Here is a 22,936-nt window from a genome sequence, read left to right on the forward strand (position 1 = left end):
GCGCCGACAATTTTGCGCATAATTGATTAGGCCCCTTAGCCTTGATCGGCAGGCTCCAAGCGTGAATGCGAAGGTCGGTTCCGGGACAAGGGCATGAGCAAAAACATCGTCATTTATTCTGATGGTACTGGGCAGGACGGTGGCGCCCGTCCGGAGCAACGCATCAGCAACATCTACAAGATGTACAGGGTCTCACGTAACCACGCGGATACGGCTGTCGACCCGGCCAAGCAGGTCGTCTTCTATGATGCCGGCTTGGGAACCGATATCGGTGCCACCGCTTTCATCGCTCCCTTGCGATTTGTCCAAAAGATGCTGGGATCTGTTGCTGGCGATGGGATCAAACGCAATATCGCTGATTGCTACGAATTCATCCTCAACCACTATGAAGAGGGCGACCGGATCTTCCTGTTCGGCTTCAGCCGCGGAGCCTACACGGTGCGCAGCGTTGCCAACTTGCTGATGCTGTGCGGCATCCCGACCACGACGCCCGCAGGCCCGCTGCTGCGCTTTCGGAAAGCTGTGAAGGATGTCGCCTGGGAGGCGGTCGATACAGTGCTCGAACACGGCGCGGGTCACCCGCGCGAGCAGTTTGAGGCGGAGAGACTGGAACTGGCGCGGCGATTTCAACTCAAATACGGGTCTGGCGATGAAGCAAACTCGAATGCCGCCGCCTATTTCATCGGGGTGTTCGACACCGTCGCAGCACTTGGAGCAAGCGGCCCCAGGCGTCGCATGATCCAACTGGGCTTGACCCTCGGCGTTGCGGTTGCTGCGTTTATAGCTTCCCTTGTCCCTGCCGCGGTTGTCGGTGTAGTAACAGCCATTGTCTCGGGAGCAGGCCTGCTTTGGGGATTTATCGTCCCGGCGTGGTTCGTCACCCATCTGGCGATGTTGGGTGCCGTCCTATGGTTCTTGAATAAGCAGCGCACGACTAATCGTAAGACGATTTACGATTTCCCAACAAGGGAGACCCGCCTCGTTCGCACATTGCGGAATGGACGGGAAAGAACTTCGACCGCCTCCTCAGCAAGCACGTTCGGTTTGCGCGATCGGCGAATGCGATCGATGAAGCGCGTAAGGACTTCGCCCGGGTCGGCTGGGGCGGCACCGAACCGGGGGCGCACCCTGCCACGCCTGGTTTTGATCGCATTATCCAGCTTTGGTTTGCGGGCAACCACTCCGACATCGGCGGGTCTTATCCGGAACCGGAATCGCGGCTCTCGGATATCGCGCTCTCCTGGATGTGCGAACAAGCGATTTCCGTCCCCGACGGCCTCATCACCGGCCCGATCTACGTCGACGGCGTCAAAATGCCGAACACCGGGGATTCTGGCCCCGCGCTAAACCTGTTTCCTCGGGCCGACGGTGTGCAGCATTGCGAGATTGCCAGCATGCGCGACACCCTGGATAGTTACGCTGCCAGCTTGCCAAAATGGCCGTGGCTGCAGACTCTCGTCGGCGCCAAGAACTGGGACTTTGAAATCCGGGAGATCAATCCCAAAGCACCGGTGCACGCGACTGTCCGGGCGCGGTTTGACTTGCCGGAGGTTAGGCAGTGTGCGGGCGTTGGCGCGTACCGCCCGGACGCGCTGAAAAATCATGAAAGCTTTAAGCAGTATTACCAGCCGCTGACGAGCGCGGAATCCCCGGCTCATCTGCACCGAAGTCCTGCCGCATCTCTCGATCGCTCCGACTCGAAGGCCTGATGTTCGCGGGACGCTCTCGAATGCGTTTTTCCGACGCGAAATCCATTGGTCGGAGTTTTCACACCCTTCGTGACGCTGACGTGACACCTGCAAAAACTTAGCTGTTGCCAACACCCAAATGTCGTGCCGAATACCGGTCAAATGGGCGGGCGTAGGTGCGATGAGAAAGGCTTTTCTGGCGATGGTCCTGGCGGCAAGCTCGGCCGTCGAGGGGCAGTCGGCTGACCTTGGCAAGGTCAGCGCAAATACTCCTGTCGATTGGACCGGGCCTTTCGTTGGCAGTCATTTCGCCTACGCGAGCAGACATTCAAACTTTTCCTTGGTCGGGCCCGGGTTGCCGCCATCCTCGGGCGCGATCGACTTGACCAATCCAATCGATGCTTTCAAGGGGACGGGATCGTATGCGTTAGGGTTGGGTGGCGGATACAACTACATGCTGCCTTCGCGCATGGTCGTCGGCCTTGAGGCCGACATTTCCTTTCCAAACACGGTTTCCGGAATTGCCACAACGACGGGCGTTCAGGGTTCGCAAACGCTTACGCAAACCGTGCTGACATCTGGAACGCTGCGGGCACGTGTGGGATATGCGCCGGGCTCCTGGCTGTTCTATGCGACGGGCGGCCTCGCATGGAGCTATGATGAGGCGCAGCTCGGGCCGGTCGATGCTCCAGAAGACACAACCAAGACCACGCGACTTGGAACGGTGTGGGGCGTGGGTGCCGAACTCGCGCTATCGAACAACTGGTCCGCCCGGTTTGAATATCTCTCCACAAACTTCGGAGGGAAAGAGATTGGGTTCGGTGGAACCGCGCAGCGCCTGTCATCGGACCTCGCGGTTCAGACCGCCCGCCTCGGCGTCAATTACCGCTTTGGCAAGGAGGGACAGCGGGTTCTACAGGATGGCTTGACACCGTTCGAAACTGATCGGTTCGCTCTGCACGGACAGACTACCTACCTCCAACAATACGCAGCACCGTTTCGGTCGCCCTATATCGGCACAAACAGTCTCATCCCCAACCAGACCCGACAGACTTGGGATGTGACGCTGTATGCTGGATTTCGCCCCTGGTCAGGCGGAGAGGTCTGGATCAACCCCGAGATCGATCAGGGGTTTGGCTTGAGTTCGACCGTCGGTGTGGCCGGCTTTCCAAGTGGCGAGGCCTACAAGGTCGGAGCGGCGGTTCCCTACGCGCGCATCCCGCGCGCGTTCTTCCGTCAGACTTTCGATCTGGGCGGAGAGACGAAAAAGATCGACGCCGACATCAACCAGTTCGCGGGGAGCCAGACGTCGGATCGACTGATCCTGACCCTTGGGAAATTTGCGGTCACCGACGTGTTCGACACCAACAAATATGCTCATGATCCGCGCAAGGATTTCATGAATTGGTCGGTCGTTGACACCGGCACCTTCGATTACGCCGCCGACGCCTGGGGCTTCACCTATGGCGCCGCAGTTGAATGGTACAAAGGTGACTGGACATTCCGCGGCGGGATTTTCGATCTCTCCCGCGTCCCCAACAGCACCGAATTGGATCCGAGCTTTTCTCAGTTTCAATGGGTCGGCGAGATCGAACATCGGCATGAGATCTGGGGCAAGAAGGGGAAGGTTGCGGTCACGGCGTTTTTGTCGCGTGGCCGCATGGGGCGCTTGGACGAGGCCGTAACGCTGGCGCGGGCAACGGGAATGCCCGCTGATGTCGCTCTGGTCAGGCGATACCAAAGCCGAGCTGGCATCGGTGTGAACCTGGAACAGGAAATCACGGCTGACCTTGGTGTGTTCGCTCGCGCGGGCCTCGCTGATGGGTCAAAGGAAGCTTACGAATTCTCCGATATTGACTCGACGTTCGCTGCCGGGCTTTCGCTGACCGGTTCCTCCTGGAACAGGCCGAACGATACGTTCGGGCTGGCCGGCGTCGTCAACGGCATCTCGAGTGCCCGCCAGGCATATCTTGACGCCGGCGGTCTCGGTATTCTTGTCGGCGACGGGCGCCTGCCGAACGCCGGTCTGGAAAAGATTATAGAGACCTATTACAGCCTCCCAATCTGGTCGTGGCGTGCGACTTTGAACTATCAGCTTGTTACGAACCCTGCCTACAACCGCGATCGCGGCCCGGCTTCGATCTTTGGCATTCGGATGCGCACGCAGTTCTGACGCGTGCTTTGGGGCGGGCGCATCGCCGGGTCACGCTTGCTCGCCGCGGAATTGAAGACGCATCGATTCCAAGCTGCTCCGGTTAGCTTTCACTCCGTCAGTCGACATCACTTTAGGTAAGGTCAGATCGGGCACTTTTATCTTAACGACCCTGCAAGGACCGCAGAGCTGTTGGAAATCCGAAACCGCTTCTTGACCGACCACGACGCGAGCCAAAAATTTTGTGGTAGATGGTAACGGGCGCTACGCGCGGGACGGACACATTCAGCAACAAACCCAACCGAAGAGCGGCCAGATGGAACGACGTAAAAATCCGCGGCGGCGTGTCCTGAAGAAAGGATCAATTCAATTTGGGGCATCAGCCATTGATTGCCTCGTACGCAATGTCAGTTCGGTTGGCGCGATGCTTGACGTCGAAAGTCCCGTTGGCATTCCGGTAGAGTTTGTGCTTGTCGTGCCAGTGGATGACATGCGCATGCGGTGCCGCATCATCTGGGCGAAGCAGAATCGATTGGGTGTTGAATTTCAATAGCCGGCAATCCGCTCACTTCTCAACCGGTGCATGCTTTTGCCACGGCGAAAAGGATTGCGAGATCGCTTGACGCGCGTGCAAGCCCGTCAGCTATCACACCCGTCCGGGTAATAGAGGTTATTTTTCCGAACGCCGCGGTCACTGATTTCCAAACCGTGAAAGGACTTCAATAACACGGCATTCCCTGATCCTGCCATGATCGCTACTTTCGACCATTGCGCGTAGTTCCTTTCGCAGCGCCGTCAATCGTGCTATTTTGTGCTCGACATCAGCAAGATGAGCACGCGCAATCTGATCGGCCTCTTCGCAAGGCTCCTCCGGTAAACCCGCAAGGGCCAGAAGCTGCCGGATTGAATCCAGATCGAACCCGAGTTCCTTGGCGTGGCGAATGAACTTGAGGCGCCGGACGTCCGTTTCTTTGTAGACTCGTCGGTTTTGTTCAGTTCGCGGTGGGGTGGGGACGAGGCCGATCTCCTCATAGTACCTGATCGTCGGCACGTTCATCCGCACCATCTCCGCAACCCTGCCGATGGACAGCTCGTCCTTCATCAGATTCAGCCTTGCTCCTCAAGTGACTTGAGGATGTAAGCTCCTTTCTCGGTGACAAGCAAGGACCGAAAGGCCTCGATGGCCGAACGAGGTATTGCACGAAAGGTGCGTGCTTTTGGTTCAAGGGAGTAGCACATGCCCCAGGAAAAACCCGGTCAGCATCACGATCATCCGGGCCACAAACCGGGCGACGTCGATCAGCACGGCCATCGCGATAAGGCAGGCCAGAAGGAAGTTCCTGGCCAGCATCACGATCACCCAGGCCATAAGCCGGGTGACGTCGATCAGCATGGCCATCGCGACAAGGGCGGATCGGACAAGCGATAGCCCTTTTCAACCCCACCGTGGAGGGCGGACTCGCCCTCCACGGTTTTCTCGGCGCGCCCGACATCAACTGATGAGTTACAGAAGATCGAGAACTGCATTTCTGGTCGGCGGCCTAATCGCTGTCCCACTGGCCGCGACGAACTTGGTCCTCGTGCTCAAGCGAATTTTCCCGGACAGCATCGCTGTGAATTTCATAGGCCCGGTGCTTTGCGTGCTCGGGGTTTTGCTATTGGTTATGTACCTCAGGCGCGAGCGATGAGCGGCGCTGCGAAAGTATCACCGACGGTCAGGAATACCGCTTGAGCGAAGCGCCGGAGACTTTAGACCCTGAAACAGAGCACCAGAGTCCGGTTGTCGGGACTTGCAAACCACGCCTGCTGAAAGTTCTTGGGCCTGGCCTCATTACAGGAGCTTCGGACGACGACCCCAGCGGCATCGCGACCTATAGCCAAGCGGGCGCTCAGTTTGGTTACGGCTTATCCTGGACGCTGCTTCTGACGTTCCCCTTAATGACCGCTGTTCAGATGATCAGCGCCAGGATGGGCCGCACGACAGGCCGCGGTCTCGCAGGGCTCCTCCGTCAACACTACCCGAGTTACGTCCTTCTCAGCATCGTCATTCCGCTGCTGATCGCAAATTCCATCAATATCGGCGCGGATCTTGGCGCCATGGCGGATGCCACGCGCCTGATCATTGGTGGGCCCCAAATTGTATACGTTCTTCTGTTCGCTGTGATCTCCACCGCGCTGCAAATCTTCATGCAATACACGCGCTACGTCGCCGTTTTGAAGTGGCTGGCTTTGATCCTGCTGGTCTACGTCGCGACGATGTTCATGGTCCAAGTGTCCTGGGGCGAAGCGCTATACCGGCTTGTGGTGCCGGACATTACGTGGAGCAAAGAGTATCTGACCACGCTGGTTGCGGTCTTCGGAACCACCATCAGCCCGTACCTGTTCTTCTGGCAGGCTTCTCAGGAAGCGGAAGACGTCCGCGAGCTGCCGAAGCGACGGCCGCTCACGCGCGCACCACAGCAAGCACCGGCGGCGCTTGCTAGGATCGAGCTTGATACGATCGCCGGCATGGGCATCTCCAACTTCATTGCCCTCGCGATCATGATCACGACCGCAGCAACGCTGAACGTCGCAGGTGTCAAGGATGTCGAGACGTCGGCGCAGGCTGCCGAGGCGCTCCGCCCGATCGCCGGCCCCCTGGCCGAATTGGTCTTTGCTCTCGGTGTGATTGGGACGGGTTTGCTCGCGATACCGGTGCTGGCTGGCTCGGCGGCCTATGCGGTTGGCGAAGCGCGAAAGTGGCCAGTCGGTCTGGCGCGTCAGCCCCTTGAAGCCAAAGCGTTCTACATAACGATCGCTGTTGCGACGCTGGTTGGCATGACACTTAATTTCACACCGATCAATCCGATCAAGGCTCTGTACTGGACCGCGGTGATCAACGGCGTGGTGGCGGTCCCCGTGATGGTCATCATGATGCTGATGTCAGCTCAGACGAAAATCATGGGTGAATTCACAGTGAAAGGTTGGCTCAAAGCGCTTGGCTGGTGCGCGACGGCCATCATGGCGGCGGCTGTGGCCGCGATGGCGGCGACCTCATTCTAAGTAGTTGCTCGCCGTCCACCGAGCGGCGATGTCATAGCGAAGGGCCGTACCGAGCACCGGAGCCAGAATCGCCGGCCGTTTCGCATGTACTGCAGCATAACAGTTAAGAGATTTGCATCATATCTATCGGCGATAGTCCCCCGGAAACACCATGTCCTGGTCGACAAGGACATTGAACTTGTATCCAGGGCGGATTTCCAAAGTCGGCTGTACGTCCATGTTGCGCGAGATCGTGCGCTCGGCCATGCGTCCGAAAGTTTCTGCAAACGATCGCCGGGCCGCATATTCGGCGGTGTTCTGCATTCCGAACGCATTACGATCGCGCGGGATCGCCATCTCCGTGCCGGCGCCGATCAAGGCGATCAGGATCGCAGAGCCGAAGGTCTGCAGCAGTTTGCGGTCGACCTTGTCGCTGAAGCCGCCATAGCCCTGCGCATCCGTGCCGGCCATGCCGATGATCTGCAAGGTCGAGCCGTTCGGCAGGATGATGTCGGTCCACACGACGAGCACGCGCGACTGGCCGAAGGAGACCTTGCTGTCGTAGCGCCCGAGCAGTCGCGTCCCCTGTGGGATGAGCAGGCGATGGCCGGTCGCGCTATCGTACACGTTTTGAGACACCTGCGCTGTGATGCGCCCGGGAAGGTCGGAATTGATGCCGGTGATAAGAGTCGCCGGAATGACCGAGCCGCGCTTGAGTTCGAACGGCGATCGTTGCGGCACCACGGAGTTGGGCAGATAGCCGAGCTTGGTGAGGTCGCTGTTGAAGAAGCTCTCTTTCGATGTCTGCCCGTTCGGGTCGATGGGCTGCCCGGTCAAACCGGCGCGGAGCGCGGCCGCGTAAAGATCGGCCGCGCTCCCATTGCCAAGCGGGCTCGCGGCTCCCGGCCGTTGTTGCTGTTGTTGTGCCCCGGCGGGCGTCGCGGTCTGCAACTTGGCGAGGTTCACGCCAAGCGGTGAATCATAAGCGGTACTGTGCGCCTGAATGCGCGCCATGCGCTGTCGGTGTTGCTCGCGCAGATACTGCTCACGCTGCTCGCGCTCGATGCGGGCGCGCCAGGCCTCCTCGGATTCGATCGCCGGCCCCTCGCGCACCGGCTGCGGAGCGGGGGTGAACGGGTTCGCCGCCGGTCGCTCGGGCGCCGGCGGAGGCGCGGGCTGGAAGACTTGCGCCGGCGTCGGGTCCTCGATGATGCCGTCTGGCACATTGCGCTTCATCGCATCGGCGTAGGTCGAGGCGGGACTCGATGGCGGACCGTCGGAACCGCGATCGCCGCGGAAATACAATCCGCGCGTCGTGAGCCCATAGAGGATCACGCCAAAGAACAACACGACAAACACGATCGCAGCGATGACCGGCAGGCGGTTAAGACGACGGATCTTCGGCGCGGGTCCGCCGGCATTGAGATCAAGCGACTGCGCCATCACCGTCCTCCGCTAACCGCGTTGCATTACCGACACGGGACTCGTCGGCTTCGCGCCCGAGGCCGTCACCGTATAGGCGCGGCCGAGATCGAGTTGCTGCGTCGACAGTCGCGCGAGGATCGTGCCATCGAGATTGTCGACGACATACGCAAGAGCGATCGCCTTCTGATCGGTTCGCTGATCGGTCGCGACCGCGTAGCCCCACCCGCGCAGCGCCGCCTCGAGCGCTTGGCCAAACGGCGAGCCGTCGGATTTCAGGATGATGGTCCCGGTCGCCGGGCCGACATGCTCGGCGAGGCGGCTGACCATATCGCCGGCAATCGCGCTTGCAGCCGCCGGCGACAGCTCGACACGCGACGAGCTGGCGACAAGGCCTGGTCGGCCGAGCGTGCTGCACGCTCCGAGCAGCAGCGCGAACAGACCAACGGGGAAGACTCGACGCGTGATCATGTCATCCTCCCCGCCGGATCGTAATTTTCTCCTGAGTCCACCATCCGACGCCGGAGACGAGCACCGCTTCATCGATATGAAAGTCGACGATCATCATCGAGCCTTTCATGCGATAGTTGACGATGCGGTTCTCGCCGCCCGAGATCGCGAAGAACACGGGCGCGTCCGCGCCGGCAAGCGATGACGGAAACTGGATGTAGGTCTTCTGCCCGTCAGAGTAGACGCGCGTCGGCCGCCAGCTCGCATTGCCGCTCACGTAGTAGGCGAAGTCGAGTTGCTCGGCCGGGACGTCGGCGCCGGGGATCGTGCTCGCCTCGAGGCGCGCGTTGATGTCCGCCATCCGCGCACCAACGCCCTCAGGATATTCGAAAGCGACCCGCGCCATGTATTGCGTCGCGTGCGATTTGAGCTGGAGGTGATAAGTGCGCCGCGACGTGGTGACGACCATCGAGGTCACGAGGCCGGGTTCTGACGGCTTGACGATCAGGTGAATCGCCTGCCCGCCCGGTGCGCCCGACGTCGCCGGCTCGACCTTCCACCTCACGGTGTCACCGACGAGGACGTCCCGCACAACCTCTCCCGGCTGAAGCTCGATATCGCACACCTGCAATGGCGAACACACGATGGACGGCTGGATCTCGCCATAGAGAAAGATCACTTTGCCGTCCGGCCCGTGCGTCACCAGGCCTGGCGCGGCCCGCCAGCGTCCCGACAGATGCGTGCCCTTCGCCTCATTCCGGTTCAGCCGCTGCGCGGCGGCATGATCGATCATGACAGTTGTAAATGCAGCCGCAAACGCGATGGCGATGAGGGGCAGTCCGGATCGGCTCGATGTCATGACTGTTTACTCCGCAGCCTTTTCACAATTGCGCCGTCCAGTCGAAGTCGCGCAGGTAAAGACCAATGGGATTGAGACGGATGGTCTGCTCGTCCTGGGGCGGCGTCAGCACCACGGTCGCGACACCGCGAAAGCGGCGCGTCGAGAGCTCCTTGCCGCGACGATCGCGCTCGATCTCGGCCCAGTCGATCTGGTAGCTCTGGTTTGAGAGCGCGACGACGTTGCTGACCTCGATGGAGACGGTCGCCGTCCGCGCCTTGTTGAAGGGCGAGTTCGCACGAAACCAGGCGTTGACCTTCTCGGTCGCAGGATCTGCGGTGCGCAGCAGCGCATAAGTCCGGTCGATATATTGCTTCTGGACCGCGGTGTCGGGTGAGACCGACCTGAAATTGCTGACGAAGCCCGCCAGCGTCGCCCGCACGACGCGCGCGTCGGCATATTCGATCTGCTGCGGAAAGCCCGCGGTGACAGCGCTGCCGAGCTTGTCCACTTCTATGATGTACGGGACGAGCTTGACCTGCGTGCTCTGATAGAGCGCGTAAGACGTCGCGATCACCGCCAACGCCATCCCGGTGATGCCGACGATGCGCCAAGCGGCCGCGGCCTTCACATAGGAGCCGTAGCGCTCATTCCATTCCTGCCGTGCCGCGAGATATGGATTCTCCGGTGTCGTCTGCCTCGCCATCCCCCACCCTCGCCGCCCCTATTGGCGTTCATCGGCATTGTTGTTGCGTTGCCCCGATTGCGACCTGTTTCTGCGTTCATGGAGCTTCGCGTTGGCAAGCCCCAGCGTCGACGCACCCCACGTCCCCGGAACGCCGATTGCTTTGTCGCGCGCCGCGGACGAAAGCGCGCCGCCGGCTGCGCCGATCGCGTCGCTCATGCCCCTGAGCGCTGCCGCCCCGAACGAGGCGCCGCCTGTACGCGCGTCGGAATAGCTCGCCGCTCCCATCCGGGCCGCGCCTGCGCCAAGCGATGCGGCGCCGGCCGCCATCGAGCCCGCGCCTGCGGCGAATGCGGCCGCCTGGCTGCCAGCTCGTATCGCCTCCATGCCACTCGAAACCGACGCGCCCTGCACCACGCCTTGAATGATGTTCGGCACGTACATCGCGATCATGAACACTACGACGGAGATGCCGGCGATCGCGAGCGTCGACAGGAACTGGTCGCCGGTCGACGGCGAATTCGCGAGGTTGACCAGAACCTCTGAGCCGATGCGTGCGATCATCACCAGCGCCATCAGCTTCATGCCGACAGAAAACGCATAGATGAGATAGCGGACCGCAAAATCCTTGGTGAACGACGATCCGCCAAGTCCGAGCATGATCATGCCGGCAAGCAGGCCGACATACATCTCCACCATCACCGCCACGAAGATCGCCGCGACCAGCGCGAAGGCGACGACGACGACAATCATGGCGAACACCGCCGCGATCGCCAGCGCATTGTCCTGAAACAATCCGAACTGCGCCTTCGACGACAGCGCCGAAGCGACCTTCAGGCCGGCATTGAACACGTTGGCGGGCGATGCGCCGGCGCCGCCGGCGCCGATCTGAAACAGGCTGTCGACCACGGCCTTGGCGAACGCCGGTCCCTGCTCGAGGATGAAAGCGAACAGGCCGATGAACAGAATGCGTCGCACGAGCTCGCTAAACCAAGTATCGAGCGAGGCTGCCTGCAGCCCAAGCCAAACTGCCGCGATGCCGATCTCGATGCCGGCAAGAATCCAGAACAGCGAACGCGCCGCCTGCAGGATTGTGGTTTCCCATCCCTTCGCGGCCGTGACCACCTCGTTTTCCAGGTTCGTCAGCAGGCTGCCGTCTTGCGCCAGCGCCGGCGACGCGACCAGAAGCAGTGCGGCGATCGTCAGCAGGAGGCGATTCGGTGTCGGCATGATCACGCCTTACTCCTTCCAGCGTGGACGCATCGGCTGTCCGCCGCTCGTGTCGTAGTCCGGCTTGGTCTCAAAGAACCGGGACGGCTTCTGGCTCGACGACGGACCGAGGCCAAACCAGACGCCACCGCCGGCGAGCACGACGATCGCGACAATGAGAACGATGTGAAGCGGTCTCACCAGCGCGGCTCCATCGTCTGGCCGCCGGAGGTCGACGGCGCGGTCGAGGTGAAGAACTGGTCGCGACGCGCCTGCGCGAGATCGTCCTTGGCCTGCTGCGATTGATACCAGGTCCCCATCATCGTCACCTGCTGCGAGAACAGGCCGCGCAGCTTCTGCATCTGGGCGACTTGCTGGGCAGCGATCTGATGCCCGACCTGCAGCGCCTTCATCTGGCCATCCGCGCTTTGCGACAATCCGCGAAGCTGGCCCATCGTCGCTTCCTCCGAAGTGAACTGATCGGACGTCAGGCCTGCCGCCTTCAAGCTTGCGCCGATGGTGTCGCGGTTCGTTGTCGACCAGCCCTGCCAGGTCGACGAGAAGGTCGAACCCGTCGGTAGGTTGGTCTTGAAATCGGCGTAGCTTTTGAATCGCTGCTTCAGGACGTCATCGGCATTGCCCATCGAGAAGGCGATGCCCTGCCCCTGGCCAACGAGGTTGCGCAGCTGGTTCAGGTCTTGCTCGACCTGCCCCCAAATATGCTGCGGAAGCTGCGCAGTGTTCTGCAGCATATTCTCGTAAATCTTGAGCTGGTTCTGAATCTGTTGCGCAAGCTGCGTGATTTGCGTGATCTGATTGTTAATCTGCTCGGTCGATTTGCCGACCACCGCGATCAGCTCGGAATTGTTGAGGAGCTGCGTCCATTCGGTCGCGCCACCTCCGATCGCGCCGCCGCCACCGGCCGCAGCGGGCGTCGCCGCGATGACGCAAGACAATACCGCGATGATTGTGGGGTTACGCTGACAACTGCATGTCGGCATCGACCACTCCCCTTGCTTGCAGCCAGCGCACCGGCCAGTCGGGCCCGTGCGCCTGACGAAGTTCACCGATCCGTGCGAGATCGTCTTTTCCGGTCGCCCCCACGAACGCGAGCGTGATCGCGCCGAGGGACATGTCGAAGAGACGGCGGCCGACCGGCGAGACGACGTAGTATTCGCGCTTCGGGATCGCGGTCGCGACGATTTCCACCTGCCGTTCGTTGAACCCAATGCGTTCGTAGAACTCGCGCGTGCCGGTCTCGCGCGCCCCGCCGTTGGGCAAGCAGATCTTCGTCGGGCAGGATTCCTTGAGGACGTCGATGATGCCCGAGCGCTCAGCGTCGGAGATCGATTGCGTGGCCAGCACGACCGCGCAATTCGCTTTCCTCAGCACCTTGAGCCATTCGCGAATCTTGTCGCGGAATGTCGGATGCCCGAGCATCAGCCATGCCTCATCAAGGATAATGAGGCTCGGCGCGCCGGTCAGGCGCTGCTCGATGCGGCGGAAGAGATAGAGCAAGACCGGCACGAGATTGCGCTCGCCCATGTTCATGAGCTGCTCGATCTCGAAAGTCTGAAACTCCGACATCAACAGGCCGTCCTGCTCGGCGTCGAGCAGATGACCCATCGGTCCATCGACCGTGTAGGAATGCAGCGCGTCCTTGATCTCGCGAAGCTGAACGCCCGACACGAAATCCGATAGTGAGCGGCCGCGCGCATTCGCCATCAATGCGATCTGCCGTGAAATTGCATTGCGATGATCCGGCGTGACCTTCACACCTTGCAGCGCCACCAGCGTTTCGATCCACTCTGACGCCCAAGCGCGATCCGTATCGTCCTTGAGCTCGGCGAGGGGACAAAACGATAGCCCCTCCCCTGCCCCGACATCGTAGTGAGCGCCGCCGGCCGCGACCGTCAGCGGAAACATCGACCGGCCCTTGTCGAAGCAGAAGAGCTGTGCGCCCGCATAGCGCCGAAACTGCGCGGCGATCAGCGCGAGAAGGGTCGACTTGCCCGACCCTGTCGGACCGAACACCAGCGTATGGCCGACATCGTCGACATGGAGGTTCAGCCGGAAAGGGGTCGAGCCGGAGGCGACCTGCATCAGCGGCGGTGCGCCCGGCGGATAGAACGGACAGGGCGCGGTTGGGCTGCCGGACCAGACCGCGTTGAGCGGAATGAGGTCCGCGAGGTTGCGCGTGCTGATCAGCGGCTCGCGGATGTTGGCGTACCAATTGCCCGGCAGCGAGCCGAGGAAGGCTTCCGTCGCGTTCAAGGTCTCGATGCGCGCGCCGAAGCCCTCCGCCTGGATGAGGCGTCGTACCGCCTCGGCCTTCTCGCGCAGGCGCCGCGCCTCGCTGTCGAAGATGACGACGACCGGCGTGTAATATCCATAAGCCACAAGGCCGGACGATGCCTGGCCGATCGCGTCCTCGGTTTCAGCGACCATCAAGACGGCGTCCTGATCGATCGAGCGGCTTTGCGTCTGAAAGAGCTGATCGAAGAATGGCCGCACCTTTTGCTGCCACTTCTTGCGCGTGCGCTCGAGCCGCGTGCGTGCCTCCTGATCGTCCAGAAACATGAAGCGGCTTGACCAGCGGTAGGTCAGCGGCATGAGGTCGAGCGCGTTGAGGATGCCCGGCCAGCTCTCCGCCGGAAACCCATCGATGCCGATGACGGCGAGATAGCGATCGTCGACCATCGGCGACAGGCCGTGGTGGAATTCGGCCGTCACCACGAAATCGAGATACATCGGAATCTCGGGAAGCCGGATCGGATGGTTCTCGCCGGTAATGCAGAAGCGCACAAACTGAAACAGCTCGTCATAGCGCGCGCGGCGCACGCTGCCCTCGTCCTCGACCTCCTGCGTCTGCATGCGCCGGATCGACAGCACGTTGCCGAGATACTGCTCGACCTCGCGGATCGACGTCAGGAAGGTCTCGAGCGTCTTATCGGCGAAGGACGTCGAGCGGCTTTCGTCATCGGAATAGACATAGCGCGACAAGCCCGACTTGCGCCGTTCGGACGGCCGATAGGTCAGGATCAGCGCATGCTCGCTCTCGAAGTGCCCGGCGTTGGCTTCGAAGCGCCGGCGGCGCTCATTGTCGATCGCCCGCGTCACCGGATCGGGAAAGTGGCAATCCTCGCGCGCGGGATAGGCCTGCGCCGGCACGCGCACGGCTTCGACCTGAATCATCCATCCCGAGCCGAGACGCGCGAGCACCGCGTTGATCAGCCGCGAGACCTCGTTGCGCTCCACATCGGTCGAGCTTTCGCTGTCGGGTCCCGCGAAGTACCAGCCCGCCATCAGCGAGCCGTCCTTGAGCAGGACGACACCTGGCGCGACCAAGCCGGCATATGGCAGCAGGTCCGCGAAGGACGGGCCGGTATGTCGAAAGTCGCGCAACGCCACCATCGCCGACCTCAATACTTGCGCCAGGGCGTTGACGTCGGCCGATAGTGCGGCTGGTAGCGGATGTGCCGCAGATAGACGTGCCGCATCATCGGGTCGGCCTTCGCCATCATGCGTAAGATGCCGACGATGCCGCTCCACACGAGGAGTCCCAGCAAGACCGAGAACCAGGTCAGCACCACGAAAATCAGAATGACGGCGGCAAGCCCAGTCATCAGCACCAGTTCGCGGTCGGCGCCGAGCAAGAGACTCGGACGTGACAGCGCGCGATGGATTCTTGAGTGATGAAGATTGGAGAACACCTCAGCCATGCGGCAGCTCCTCCTGCTCGCTGGCCTCGACGGTGCCGATCGATGCGCCGGATGCGCCGAACAAGCCGACAATCTGTGTTGCGCCGAGCAGGATGCCGGCGACCAGCACGACGTACATGAGCCGCCGCGCGAAATCGTTCAGCTCGCCGCCGAAGATCAGCATGCCGCCGGCGACCGCGACGGCCGCCAACGCAATGAAGCCTGCGACCGGCCCGGTGATCGATTGCTGGATCTGCTGGAGCGGCCCCTCCCAAGGCAGGCCCCCTCCCCCGCCCGCCAATGCGGGTTGCGCAGCAATGACCAACGCGGCGCATGCGACGAGACCAAGCCCAAGGCGACGTTCAAGCGACACGTTGCTCCTCCTCTCGGCAGGATTGGATTCGATATTCGCCGTGCGCGAAGCCCTCGACATGAAGAATGTCGCGCACGACGCGGCCGCGCGCGGTCTTCTCGATCGAGACGATGAGGTCGACAGCTTCGCCGATCACCGCCTGCATCGGTTGCTGGCTCGCTTCCGCCGTGAGCTGCTCGAGGCGCGTGAGCGCCGATTGCGCTGAATTCGCGTGGATCGTCGTGATGCCGCCCGGGTGGCCGGTGTTCCACGCTTTCAGAAGGGTGAGCGCGGCACCATCGCGGACCTCGCCGACGACGATGCGATCCGGTCGCAGCCGCATCGTCGACTTCAACAGGCGGCCCATGTCGATGGTGTCGGTCGTATGCAGGGCGACCGCATTGTCGGCGACGCATTGCAGCTCGGCCGTGTCCTCGAGGATGACGATGCGATGGTCGGGCGCGGAGGCGACCATCTCAGCGATGACCGCGTTGGTGAGCGTCGTCTTGCCGGAGCCGGTGCCGCCGGAGATGACAATGTTCATCCGTGACGTCACGGCGTTGCGGATCATGCGGGCCTGCGGCTCCGTCATGATCCGGTCGCGCACGTAAGCGGTGAGCGGGATCACTTGCGAGGCGCGCCGGCGGATCGCAAAGGCCGGTCCGGACACGACCGGAGGCAACAGTCCTTCGAAGCGGTGAGCGCCGATCGGCAGCTCTCCGGACACGATCGGACGTTCGTCGTCGACCTCAGAGTTGAGGGCATGCGCGACACTGCCGATGATGATCTCGGCCGTGGCGTTGCTCATCTGGCCGACGCGGGCGATCCCCTGCCCCAGCCGCTCTACGAACAGGTGGCCATCAGGATTGCACATCACTTCGACGACGCTCGGATCGTCGAGCGCCGTGCAGATCGTGTCGCCCAGCGCCTCTTGCAGCTTACGGACGAGGCGCGGATGGGAGCGCAGTTGCACGGAACGCCTCCCTCTACGCCGCCGACCGGCGGAAGCCGCCAAGGTCGGATCGGTAGCCCGGCGGTCGCACGGTCGCGAAGCTGGCGTCATCGGCCGGCAGCGCGCCGGCGACGCTCAGCGTCTCGCCGATCACGCGGGGCTCGCCGAGGCGCCGCATCGGCCAGCGCGCCCGGTTCAGCAGCCGCTCAAACCGCACATCGGTCGCGGTAACGATCTCCCGGTAGCCCGCCCCCATCGACCATTCGATGATTGCCGCGAATAACGTCAGCGTGGCGCGGTGCAGGCCGCGCGACGTCCCTGCCTCGACGGCGCCGGTGTCGACACAGAAGCGCGAGCTTTCGATCATCCGCGGATGGGCTTCGAGCCGCCCGCCGGCCAGGAGCTGCGGGAAGGCGTCGGCCAGCATAGTCGGCCCGGTCGCCGGCAGGAGCCGGGCGCACCCCAGCACCGGCCCCCGCTCGGCGACCGCGAGGATGTAGACCGGGTTCAGTCGATCGAAACCATCGGTCTCCACCCTGTCCTCGATCTCGACGTCCCAACCCAGCCGTCCGCCGAACACCCTCGCCCTCAGGCCGTGCATGTCGGCGATCAGATCGCCGAACGTCCCCCGGTCTTCTGGCCTCACCGCAATCGCCCGCATCTCGCCTCCCGCCGTTTTGGTTGCAGGCAGCGAGACGAACACGCGGGTTTCGGCGTGTCAGACCGTCGAATCCGACAGGCGGCGGTGAGCTGAGTCGCGGGAGTGAACGCTGGGTGCCGACGAAGCGGCGTGTTCAATCGTCGAAAGCGGCGTCGCGAACCCGTCGATTCCGACAGGGCCTTTGGCAGCGCGGCCGACGCGACGTGAACGCGCTAAACCATTTCCACATCAACGCAAAAGATGACTTGCGAAGAATTTTCAGCATACCGAGCGCGAGGACGTTAGGATCTCATTAACCAATAAGTTCTTGCCAGAATCGGTTTCACGGGTAGCTTCACGGAAGAATGGCCGAAACGGCGATTTTTCCGTGACGAAGGTTCTGCCCGTGCTCAACGCGCCAAGCCGATCTGAATCTGAAACGCCGACCGTCGACCAGACCATCGGCGAGCATGCAAGTTTGCTCAGTTCGCAGATCCAGGCGATGAGCGATGCGCTGTTCCCGCCGACATCGAAGAAAACCCTACGGCGCTTCACGTCAGGCGAAGCAGGTCGCCTAATCGGCATATCCGATTCGACGCTCCGAAAGATGAGCTTGGCCGGCGAAGGCCCGACCCCGGAGACAGTGAGCAACGGGCGGCGTCTCTATACGCTCGGACAAATCAATGAAGTCCGGCAGCGCCTCGCAGAGACGATGCGCGGCAAGGACGCCACGGCCTTCGTGCCCCGTCGCTCCGATCGTGACCACCTTCAAGTCATCGCGGTCGCGAACTTCAAGGGCGGCTCCGGCAAAACGACAACGGCCGCGCACCTCGCCCAATACCTCGGACTGCACGGATATCGCACGCTCGCGGTCGATCTCGATCCCCAGGCAAGCATGTCCGCGCTGTTCGGCGTACTGCCGGAAGCCGACGTCGCGAAGAACGAGACGCTTTATGCGGCGATCAGATACGACGCGGATCGCCGGCCCCTCAGCGACGTGATTCTGCCAACCTACTTCGAAGGCGTGGACCTGGTGCCGGGCAACCTCGAACTGATGGAGTTCGAGCACACGACCCCCCTCGCCCTCACCGCCGAGGACAGAACGGAAGGGCGGCTGTTCTTTTCGCGCGTTGCACGCGCGTTCGATGAGGTCGCTGATCGCTACGATGTGGTGGTGATGGACTGCCCGCCGCAGCTCGGCTTTCTGACCTTGACCGGCCTGTGCGCCGCCACAGGCATGCTGATCACCGTCCATCCGCAGATGCTCGATGTCGCCTCGATGAGCCAGTTTCTGCTGATGACCGAGGCGCTCCTGACAGAGCTCAAGAAAAGCGGTGCCGTCCTCAAGTATGACTTCATGCGTTATTTGCTGACTCGATTTGAGCCGCAGGACGGGCCGCAGACCAAGGTCGCGGCGTTGCTCCGGAATCTGTTCGGCGACCATGTGCTCACCAACCCGATGCTCAAATCGACCGCGATATCGGACGCCGGACTTTCGAAGCAGACACTCTACGAGATCGGCCGTGAGAGCATGACGCGGTCAACGTATGACCGTGCGATCGAGGCGCTCGACGCCGTCAATGGGGAGGTCGAAGGGCTGATCCGAACGGCTTGGGGGCGCCCGAAATGTTGAGGTTATTACGCCACCGTCGTTCGATTCGGAGCCTCCGCCGCGCTCTGGTTGGGAGCTCCCAACTCATTGCGCGAACGGGTCGATGCGGCAGCCGACAATCGCGCCAGGGACAGCGGACAGCCGGCGCGCGATCACCGCGGGTGGCGCTGCGCGCTGTGTCGAGGGGGCTTGCCGCGGCCTCAGTTGGGAGCTCCCAACTTGCCACCGCGGCGCACTTCCCGAGGCCGCGCCGTGGCAAGACGGAATGGTTAACCGGACCTCGCCTGAGCGGGCGTCTCGCCACGCGCGACGCCTCGGTTGGGAGCTCCCAACGGACCGTTCCATGCCGCCAATCGAGCGTGACGATGCCAGCCGCACGGAGGGCGCTATGAGCCGAAAGGACGTCCTCAACAACCTCTTCACGAGCAAGTTGGGAGCTCCCAACCGTGCTGATGCGCCGGCGCGCCGGGCTGGGCACGAGCCGGTCCGCTCCGGTGCCGTCTCCGCGGTCAGCTCGGTCCTCAGCGTCATGGCCGACGACGCAAAAGCAGCGAACGAGCTTCGCGACCTGATCAAGGCCGGAACCACGGTCATCGAAATCGAACCTGGTCTCGTCGATGGATCGGCCATCGCCGATCGCCTTCCGACGCCCAAAGACCCGAAGTTTGACGCTTTGGTCGAAAGCATGCGCGCCCACGGCCAGAAAGTGCCAATTCTCGTGCGGCCACACCCGACGACGGCTGGCCGCTATCAGATCGCCTACGGACGCCGGCGCCTGCGAGGTGCAGCCAATCTCGGCGCCAAGGTCAAGGCGCTGGTGCTTGAGTTGACCGATGAGGAGCTCGTCATAGCGCAGGGCCTTGAGAACGGTCCGCGCGCGGACCTGTCCTGGATCGAAAAAGCGCTTTACGCCCGCCGTCTCGAAGATGCCGGTCACGACCGCTCAACCATCATGGCCGCGCTATCGACCGATAAGGCAGATCTCAGCCGCTACATCAGCATCGCACGGATGATCCCCGTGACGCTCATCGAGGCGATCGGTCCGGCGCCCAAGGCCGGCCGTCCGCGCTGGGCGGCGCTGGCCGAGAGGCTGGAGAAGCCGGCGGCGCAGGTCGCCGCGGGGCAGGTGCTCGAGCGACCGGAATTCCAAGACGCCGACAGCGATGCGCGCTTTGCGATGGTGTTCGAGGCTTTGCGCGCTGCGCCTGCGCGACGGCGCGGCACCGTCAGCGTTTGGCACAACCCGAATGGCAAGAAGGCCGCGCGCATCGAGCGCGCCAACGGCCGCACAACAATCTTGTTCGAGGAAAAGCACGTTCCAGAGTTTGCGGCCTTTCTCGAGGACCGCCTGGACGAGCTTTATCGCGAATTCGCTAATCAGAAAGAGGAGGGCCGCACAGACGACAAGACCTGACCAGCATGCGCGTTCCGCGTCAGCGCCGGTCAATCACGTCAACCCATAACACCAGGCAAAAGAAAAGGCCCCCGAAACGGCGTCCCGGAAGCCCCTTCTCAAAGTTTGGCAACTAAGAGAATCGCACTTCCACGAATCGCCGTCAAGAGTCCTTCGGGACTAATCGCCGTTCCGGCGAGCGGATTTTCTTTGCCTTAGCGAGGCAAGGACATGGTTTCGAACTCTCTAACGACGTCCGATGGACGGCGAACGATGAAGTGTGCCCAAACGATCGGCGCGACATCCGATCGGCACGACGACCTCCGCTGGCAAGAGCAGGGGAGGTTGTCATGAACGCGCATGCAGCCGGCCTCCGCAGATCCTCGCCGGAGACCCTTAGCGCGGAAAAATTCGCGCGCACCTACCGGGAGGGAAAGGTGCCCGCCGTGACACGCACGGCCGCGCTTCAGGTCGCCAAGCGCGCGGCGGCCGCGATGGGACTGAAAGCCGCGAAACTCGCGCTGATCGACCAGCTCTTCGGGGCGTCGAAGCCGGCTGACTGGCGCACGCCCGGCCAGCCGCCCATCATCTGGCCGTCCAATGCCCGACTCGCGCGGAGCCTGGGCCTCAGCGTCTCCACCATGAAGCACCACCTGAAAGGCCTCGTGGAGGCCGGCCTGGTCTCCTACAGCGACCATCCGACTTATCAGCGCCGCGGCCGCCGCGACGCCGAGGGCAACATCGTGGAGGCCTACGGCATCGACCTGTCCCCGATCGCGACACGGTTCGCAGAGCTGCACGACCTGGCGGAGGCCGCGGACTATGAGGCTCGCGAACGGCGGCGCCTGTCGTATCGGCGCACGGTCCTGCGCAAGGAGATCCAGTCGCTGATCATCAGCGCCGTCGAGCAGCGCCTTGCCGGACCGTGGGGCCAGCTCCAGGCCCGGCTCGATGTTCTGCGGGAGCATCGCGCGGTCGATCTTGATGACCTGCGGGTGCAAGTCGAGGCACTGGACGTGCTGCGTGAGGAGGTCGAGAGCCTCTATGGCAAAGGATTCGAGGATAGAAATTTCAACGCCACGGTATCGAAATTTCGGCCCGTACAAACTACAGCCGAACCTTCAGATTCTGAATCTAGTAAGAGTGAATCGAGTCGCGCTAACGCGCGACAACTCAATCCCTTAGCGGCCTTCGGCCTTTCAACCGAAAAGAAGTCTGACGAAGTCGCCGCGTCCCTGCAACCGTCGAGATCGGCGGCCGACATGCTCAAAGATGACGCCCAGATGATCTCGCTGCCGCTGGTGCAGGCCGCCTGTCCGGCTGTTTGCGACTATGCGCCAGACGCCTTCGCCAATTGGCGGGAATTCCGGGCCTCCGGCCACGTGCTCTGCGCCGCCGCTGGCATCAACCCGCAGGTCTTGCAGGAGGCTCAGGCGATCCTCGGGCCTGATCTTGCCGCTTCAGCGCTCGCGATCACGGTTCAACGTTCGAACACCGGCGCCGTGGCCAAACCGGGCGCCTATTTGCGGCGGCTCGTCCAGCGGGGGAGGGACGGCGAACTGCATCTCAGCCGCTCGTTGTTCGCCCTCGCAAAGGCCGGCGAACCAGAAAGCGCGGCACATGCACCGGCAGCGATCGTCACGGAGACCTTCCCGGCGCACGGCTCGATTAGTTACGGCCCGTGGGCGGCGATTGTTCGCGAGCATGCGCCAAAACCGACTCCGGACGTCGATAGCGTCGCCAATGCGTTCAGGCGCTGGGCGACGGAGAAAAGCATCGACCTGACGGCCCCGAACATCGAGCGTGTGTTCGCTGGATTCTGCCGGAAATGGAGGATGAATTGATGCCAGCGTCAGAGGCCGGCATGCAGGGAATGGCCAGCGAATTCTTCTGCGGGACGCTTCGGCGTCGGCGCGCACCCGGGCGGCGACGCTTAGTCTGCGATTTCGTCGGTGCTGAGCGCCCAGTCGTCGGCGGCGAACCAGCATCGATCGGGCATGGCAGCGCGTTTCCAGATCAGGCTTCGCACCGTGTCGAGACCGCCATCGGAAAACGCCTTGGCCAGGGCCTCCGCTTCGGCTTCGTCGCCGACGGCGAGATCGCCTTCGGCACAGACAAAATGCGCCGTACTGACGGGGTGAACCGCATACCCTTTTGGCCGACGCTCGACAGCCAATGCCGCGCCGCCGTTGCTGTGGCGGCCTCCCATGCCCTCTCGTTGAGGGCCGGGACCTCCGAGCCAGAACACCAGCCGTCCCCCTGGCGCGAGATTTTCGATCCAGCGATCGGCCGGGCGGATCACGCCAAAATTGACGTAGACGCCGTTCGCGGGCGCCTGAGGCCAAGCCGCGCCGTCGCCGCAAATCACCGTGACGTTCGGACGATCCGCAAGGAAGCGAGCCGCCTGATCGGCCAGCGTTGCATCGAATTCGATCGCCGTGACCTGACCTGTCGGACCGACGAGCTCACTCAAAATCGCGCTGTAGTAGCCGGTGCCGGCGCCGACATGGACGATGCGGTCGCCCGGTTTGACAGCCAGAGCCTGAAGCAGCTTGGCATGCAACGACGGGCTGCCGTTGTTCACGCCGCGTGCCGGGTCGAGTGCGAACAGGATATCCTGATAGGCGACGACCGGATCGGCCGAGGCAAGCGATCGATACCCGCCAAATGGCGAAAGGATCGTCCAGGGCGGGTCGCCGAGGAATCTTTCGCGTGGGACGGCGGTGAACGCTGCCTCGATGCGACCATCCTCGACGCCGAGCAGCGCCAGCATCTGGCGGGCATAGGCGCGGCGCACGATCGCCAGTTCGTCGGCTGAGAA

22 protein-coding genes and 2 pseudogenes are annotated in these 22,936 nt (G+C 62.5%); 9 read left to right on the plus strand and 15 right to left on the minus strand.

What is annotated here, in order from left to right; genetic code table 11:
- Nucleotides 1–93 precede the first annotated feature (93 nt).
- From BMY71_RS25515 to BMY71_RS22395, 5 genes and pseudogenes are all read left to right on the plus strand, one after another.
- A pseudogene (locus BMY71_RS25515) lies at nt 94–666 on the plus strand (phospholipase effector Tle1 domain-containing protein); the annotation flags it as partial.
- A gap of 398 nt (nt 667–1,064) precedes the next feature.
- Nucleotides 1,065–1,196: pseudogene (locus BMY71_RS25520) on the plus strand (phospholipase effector Tle1 domain-containing protein); the annotation flags it as partial.
- 198 nt (nt 1,197–1,394) lie between these two features.
- Nucleotides 1,395–1,709, plus strand: coding sequence for a hypothetical protein (locus BMY71_RS25525; RefSeq protein ID WP_318256531.1), 315 nt, complete (start codon nt 1,395–1,397; stop codon nt 1,707–1,709).
- A gap of 160 nt (nt 1,710–1,869) precedes the next feature.
- Nucleotides 1,870–3,861: a carbohydrate porin gene (locus BMY71_RS22390; RefSeq protein ID WP_062313637.1), complete on the plus strand. Its 1,992-nt coding sequence runs from the start codon at nt 1,870–1,872 to the stop codon at nt 3,859–3,861.
- A gap of 295 nt (nt 3,862–4,156) precedes the next feature.
- On the plus strand, nt 4,157–4,393 hold the full coding sequence (locus tag BMY71_RS22395) for a PilZ domain-containing protein (RefSeq protein ID WP_082364133.1): 237 nt from the start codon (nt 4,157–4,159) through the stop codon (nt 4,391–4,393).
- A gap of 138 nt (nt 4,394–4,531) precedes the next feature.
- On the opposite strand, the gene BMY71_RS22400 is transcribed toward BMY71_RS22395, so the two are convergent.
- Complete coding sequence (locus tag BMY71_RS22400) at nt 4,532–4,942, minus strand: MerR family transcriptional regulator (protein ID WP_062313635.1); 411 nt, start codon at nt 4,940–4,942, stop codon at nt 4,532–4,534.
- Nucleotides 4,943–5,062: 120 nt separating this feature from the next.
- Entirely contained in the window at nt 5,063–5,233 is a 171-nt protein-coding gene (locus tag BMY71_RS25070) for a hypothetical protein (protein ID WP_175557753.1), read from the minus strand.
- 335 nt (nt 5,234–5,568) lie between these two features.
- Between BMY71_RS25070 and BMY71_RS22410 the strand changes: the two genes are divergently transcribed.
- The gene (locus BMY71_RS22410; RefSeq protein ID WP_062313631.1) at nt 5,569–6,882 is read left to right on the plus strand and encodes an NRAMP family divalent metal transporter; all 1,314 of its coding nucleotides are present in this window, start codon (nt 5,569–5,571) and stop codon (nt 6,880–6,882) included.
- Nucleotides 6,883–7,005: 123 nt separating this feature from the next.
- Here the strand turns inward: BMY71_RS22410 and trbI are convergent, their stop codons facing one another.
- The 12 genes from trbI to traI are packed head-to-tail and all read right to left on the minus strand — an operon-like array spanning nt 7,006 to nt 17,131.
- Entirely contained in the window at nt 7,006–8,304 is a 1,299-nt protein-coding gene (trbI, locus tag BMY71_RS22415) for an IncP-type conjugal transfer protein TrbI (protein WP_062313629.1), read from the minus strand.
- Between the two features lie 12 nt (nt 8,305–8,316).
- Nucleotides 8,317–8,754 (minus strand): conjugal transfer protein TrbH, encoded by a 438-nt coding sequence (trbH, locus tag BMY71_RS22420; RefSeq protein WP_062313627.1) that lies wholly within the window; start codon nt 8,752–8,754, stop codon nt 8,317–8,319.
- Nucleotide 8,755: 1 nt separating this feature from the next.
- Nucleotides 8,756–9,592: a P-type conjugative transfer protein TrbG gene (trbG, locus tag BMY71_RS22425; RefSeq protein ID WP_082757507.1), complete on the minus strand. Its 837-nt coding sequence runs from the start codon at nt 9,590–9,592 to the stop codon at nt 8,756–8,758.
- 22 nt (nt 9,593–9,614) lie between these two features.
- Complete coding sequence (gene trbF, locus BMY71_RS22430) at nt 9,615–10,277, minus strand: conjugal transfer protein TrbF (RefSeq protein ID WP_057196304.1); 663 nt, start codon at nt 10,275–10,277, stop codon at nt 9,615–9,617.
- Nucleotides 10,278–10,295: 18 nt separating this feature from the next.
- Nucleotides 10,296–11,486, minus strand: a complete 1,191-nt coding sequence (gene trbL, locus BMY71_RS22435; protein ID WP_062313625.1) for a P-type conjugative transfer protein TrbL — start codon at nt 11,484–11,486, stop codon at nt 10,296–10,298.
- A 9-nt stretch (nt 11,487–11,495) separates the two neighbouring features.
- Nucleotides 11,496–11,666, minus strand: a complete 171-nt coding sequence (locus BMY71_RS24595) for a DUF2749 domain-containing protein (protein ID WP_139202712.1) — start codon at nt 11,664–11,666, stop codon at nt 11,496–11,498.
- Nucleotides 11,663–12,466 carry a P-type conjugative transfer protein TrbJ gene (gene trbJ, locus BMY71_RS22440; RefSeq protein ID WP_062313623.1) on the minus strand — a complete coding sequence of 268 codons (804 nt, stop codon included), beginning with the start codon at nt 12,464–12,466 and terminating at the stop codon, nt 11,663–11,665. Before trbJ ends, BMY71_RS24595 begins: the two co-directional genes overlap by 4 nt.
- Entirely contained in the window at nt 12,441–14,879 is a 2,439-nt protein-coding gene (locus BMY71_RS22445; protein ID WP_062313621.1) for a conjugal transfer protein TrbE, read from the minus strand. The genes trbJ and BMY71_RS22445 overlap by 26 nt, the downstream gene beginning before the upstream one ends.
- Nucleotides 14,880–14,887: 8 nt before the next feature.
- Nucleotides 14,888–15,187: a conjugal transfer protein TrbD gene (locus BMY71_RS22450; protein ID WP_062313619.1), complete on the minus strand. Its 300-nt coding sequence runs from the start codon at nt 15,185–15,187 to the stop codon at nt 14,888–14,890.
- Nucleotides 15,180–15,539, minus strand: a complete 360-nt coding sequence (locus BMY71_RS22455; RefSeq protein WP_057196309.1) for a TrbC/VirB2 family protein — start codon at nt 15,537–15,539, stop codon at nt 15,180–15,182. Before BMY71_RS22455 ends, BMY71_RS22450 begins: the two co-directional genes overlap by 8 nt.
- Complete coding sequence (gene trbB / locus BMY71_RS22460; protein WP_062313617.1) at nt 15,529–16,491, minus strand: P-type conjugative transfer ATPase TrbB; 963 nt, start codon at nt 16,489–16,491, stop codon at nt 15,529–15,531. The genes BMY71_RS22455 and trbB overlap by 11 nt, the downstream gene beginning before the upstream one ends.
- 13 nt (nt 16,492–16,504) lie before the next feature.
- Nucleotides 16,505–17,131: an acyl-homoserine-lactone synthase gene (gene traI, locus BMY71_RS22465; RefSeq protein WP_092686180.1), complete on the minus strand. Its 627-nt coding sequence runs from the start codon at nt 17,129–17,131 to the stop codon at nt 16,505–16,507.
- Nucleotides 17,132–17,516: 385 nt separating this feature from the next.
- On the opposite strand from traI, the gene repA reads away from it, so the two are divergent.
- The 3 genes from repA to repC all read left to right on the plus strand — a co-directional run bounded on the left by repA (nt 17,517) and on the right by repC (nt 21,959).
- Nucleotides 17,517–18,743 carry a plasmid partitioning protein RepA gene (repA, locus tag BMY71_RS22470; protein ID WP_062313709.1) on the plus strand — a complete coding sequence of 409 codons (1,227 nt, stop codon included), beginning with the start codon at nt 17,517–17,519 and terminating at the stop codon, nt 18,741–18,743.
- 367 nt (nt 18,744–19,110) lie between these two features.
- Nucleotides 19,111–20,136, plus strand: coding sequence for a plasmid partitioning protein RepB (gene repB / locus BMY71_RS22475; RefSeq protein ID WP_057196311.1), 1,026 nt, complete (start codon nt 19,111–19,113; stop codon nt 20,134–20,136).
- Nucleotides 20,137–20,465: 329 nt separating this feature from the next.
- Nucleotides 20,466–21,959, plus strand: a complete 1,494-nt coding sequence (gene repC / locus BMY71_RS22480) for a plasmid replication protein RepC (protein WP_062313614.1) — start codon at nt 20,466–20,468, stop codon at nt 21,957–21,959.
- Between the two features lie 89 nt (nt 21,960–22,048).
- Here the strand turns inward: repC and BMY71_RS22485 are convergent, their stop codons facing one another.
- The gene (locus BMY71_RS22485) at nt 22,049–22,888 is read right to left on the minus strand and encodes a protein-L-isoaspartate O-methyltransferase family protein (RefSeq protein ID WP_082757519.1); all 840 of its coding nucleotides are present in this window, start codon (nt 22,886–22,888) and stop codon (nt 22,049–22,051) included.
- Nucleotides 22,889–22,936: the final 48 nt, after the last annotated feature.

The sequence above is a fragment of the Rhodopseudomonas pseudopalustris genome, from assembly GCF_900110435.1.
GTDB lineage: Bacteria > Pseudomonadota > Alphaproteobacteria > Rhizobiales > Xanthobacteraceae > Rhodopseudomonas > Rhodopseudomonas pseudopalustris.

Excerpts from the sequence above, each read along its gene's own strand:
- trbF (WP_057196304.1), bottom strand. The coding sequence starts at position 10,277 with ATGGCGAGGCAGACGACACCGGAGAATCCATATCTCGCGGCACGGCAG.
- trbG (WP_082757507.1), bottom strand. The coding sequence starts at position 9,592 with ATGACATCGAGCCGATCCGGACTGCCCCTCATCGCCATCGCGTTTGCG.
- trbL (WP_062313625.1), bottom strand. The coding sequence starts at position 11,486 with ATGCCGACACCGAATCGCCTCCTGCTGACGATCGCCGCACTGCTTCTG.
- BMY71_RS22485 (WP_082757519.1), bottom strand. The coding sequence starts at position 22,888 with ATGCTGGCGCTGCTCGGCGTCGAGGATGGTCGCATCGAGGCAGCGTTC.
- BMY71_RS22445 (WP_062313621.1), bottom strand. The coding sequence starts at position 14,879 with ATGGTGGCGTTGCGCGACTTTCGACATACCGGCCCGTCCTTCGCGGAC.
- trbJ (WP_062313623.1), bottom strand. The coding sequence starts at position 12,466 with ATGCCGACATGCAGTTGTCAGCGTAACCCCACAATCATCGCGGTATTG.
- BMY71_RS25525 (WP_318256531.1), top strand. The coding sequence starts at position 1,395 with ATGCGCGACACCCTGGATAGTTACGCTGCCAGCTTGCCAAAATGGCCG.
- repB (WP_057196311.1), top strand. The coding sequence starts at position 19,111 with ATGAGCCGAAAGGACGTCCTCAACAACCTCTTCACGAGCAAGTTGGGA.
- BMY71_RS22400 (WP_062313635.1), bottom strand. The coding sequence starts at position 4,942 with ATGAAGGACGAGCTGTCCATCGGCAGGGTTGCGGAGATGGTGCGGATG.
- repC (WP_062313614.1), top strand. The coding sequence starts at position 20,466 with ATGAACGCGCATGCAGCCGGCCTCCGCAGATCCTCGCCGGAGACCCTT.
- trbH (WP_062313627.1), bottom strand. The coding sequence starts at position 8,754 with ATGATCACGCGTCGAGTCTTCCCCGTTGGTCTGTTCGCGCTGCTGCTC.
- trbI (WP_062313629.1), bottom strand. The coding sequence starts at position 8,304 with ATGGCGCAGTCGCTTGATCTCAATGCCGGCGGACCCGCGCCGAAGATC.
- BMY71_RS22395 (WP_082364133.1), top strand. The coding sequence starts at position 4,157 with ATGGAACGACGTAAAAATCCGCGGCGGCGTGTCCTGAAGAAAGGATCA.
- BMY71_RS22450 (WP_062313619.1), bottom strand. The coding sequence starts at position 15,187 with ATGGCTGAGGTGTTCTCCAATCTTCATCACTCAAGAATCCATCGCGCG.
- traI (WP_092686180.1), bottom strand. The coding sequence starts at position 17,131 with ATGCGGGCGATTGCGGTGAGGCCAGAAGACCGGGGGACGTTCGGCGAT.
- BMY71_RS25070 (WP_175557753.1), bottom strand. The coding sequence starts at position 5,233 with ATGCTGATCGACGTCACCCGGCTTATGGCCTGGGTGATCGTGATGCTG.
- BMY71_RS22390 (WP_062313637.1), top strand. The coding sequence starts at position 1,870 with ATGAGAAAGGCTTTTCTGGCGATGGTCCTGGCGGCAAGCTCGGCCGTC.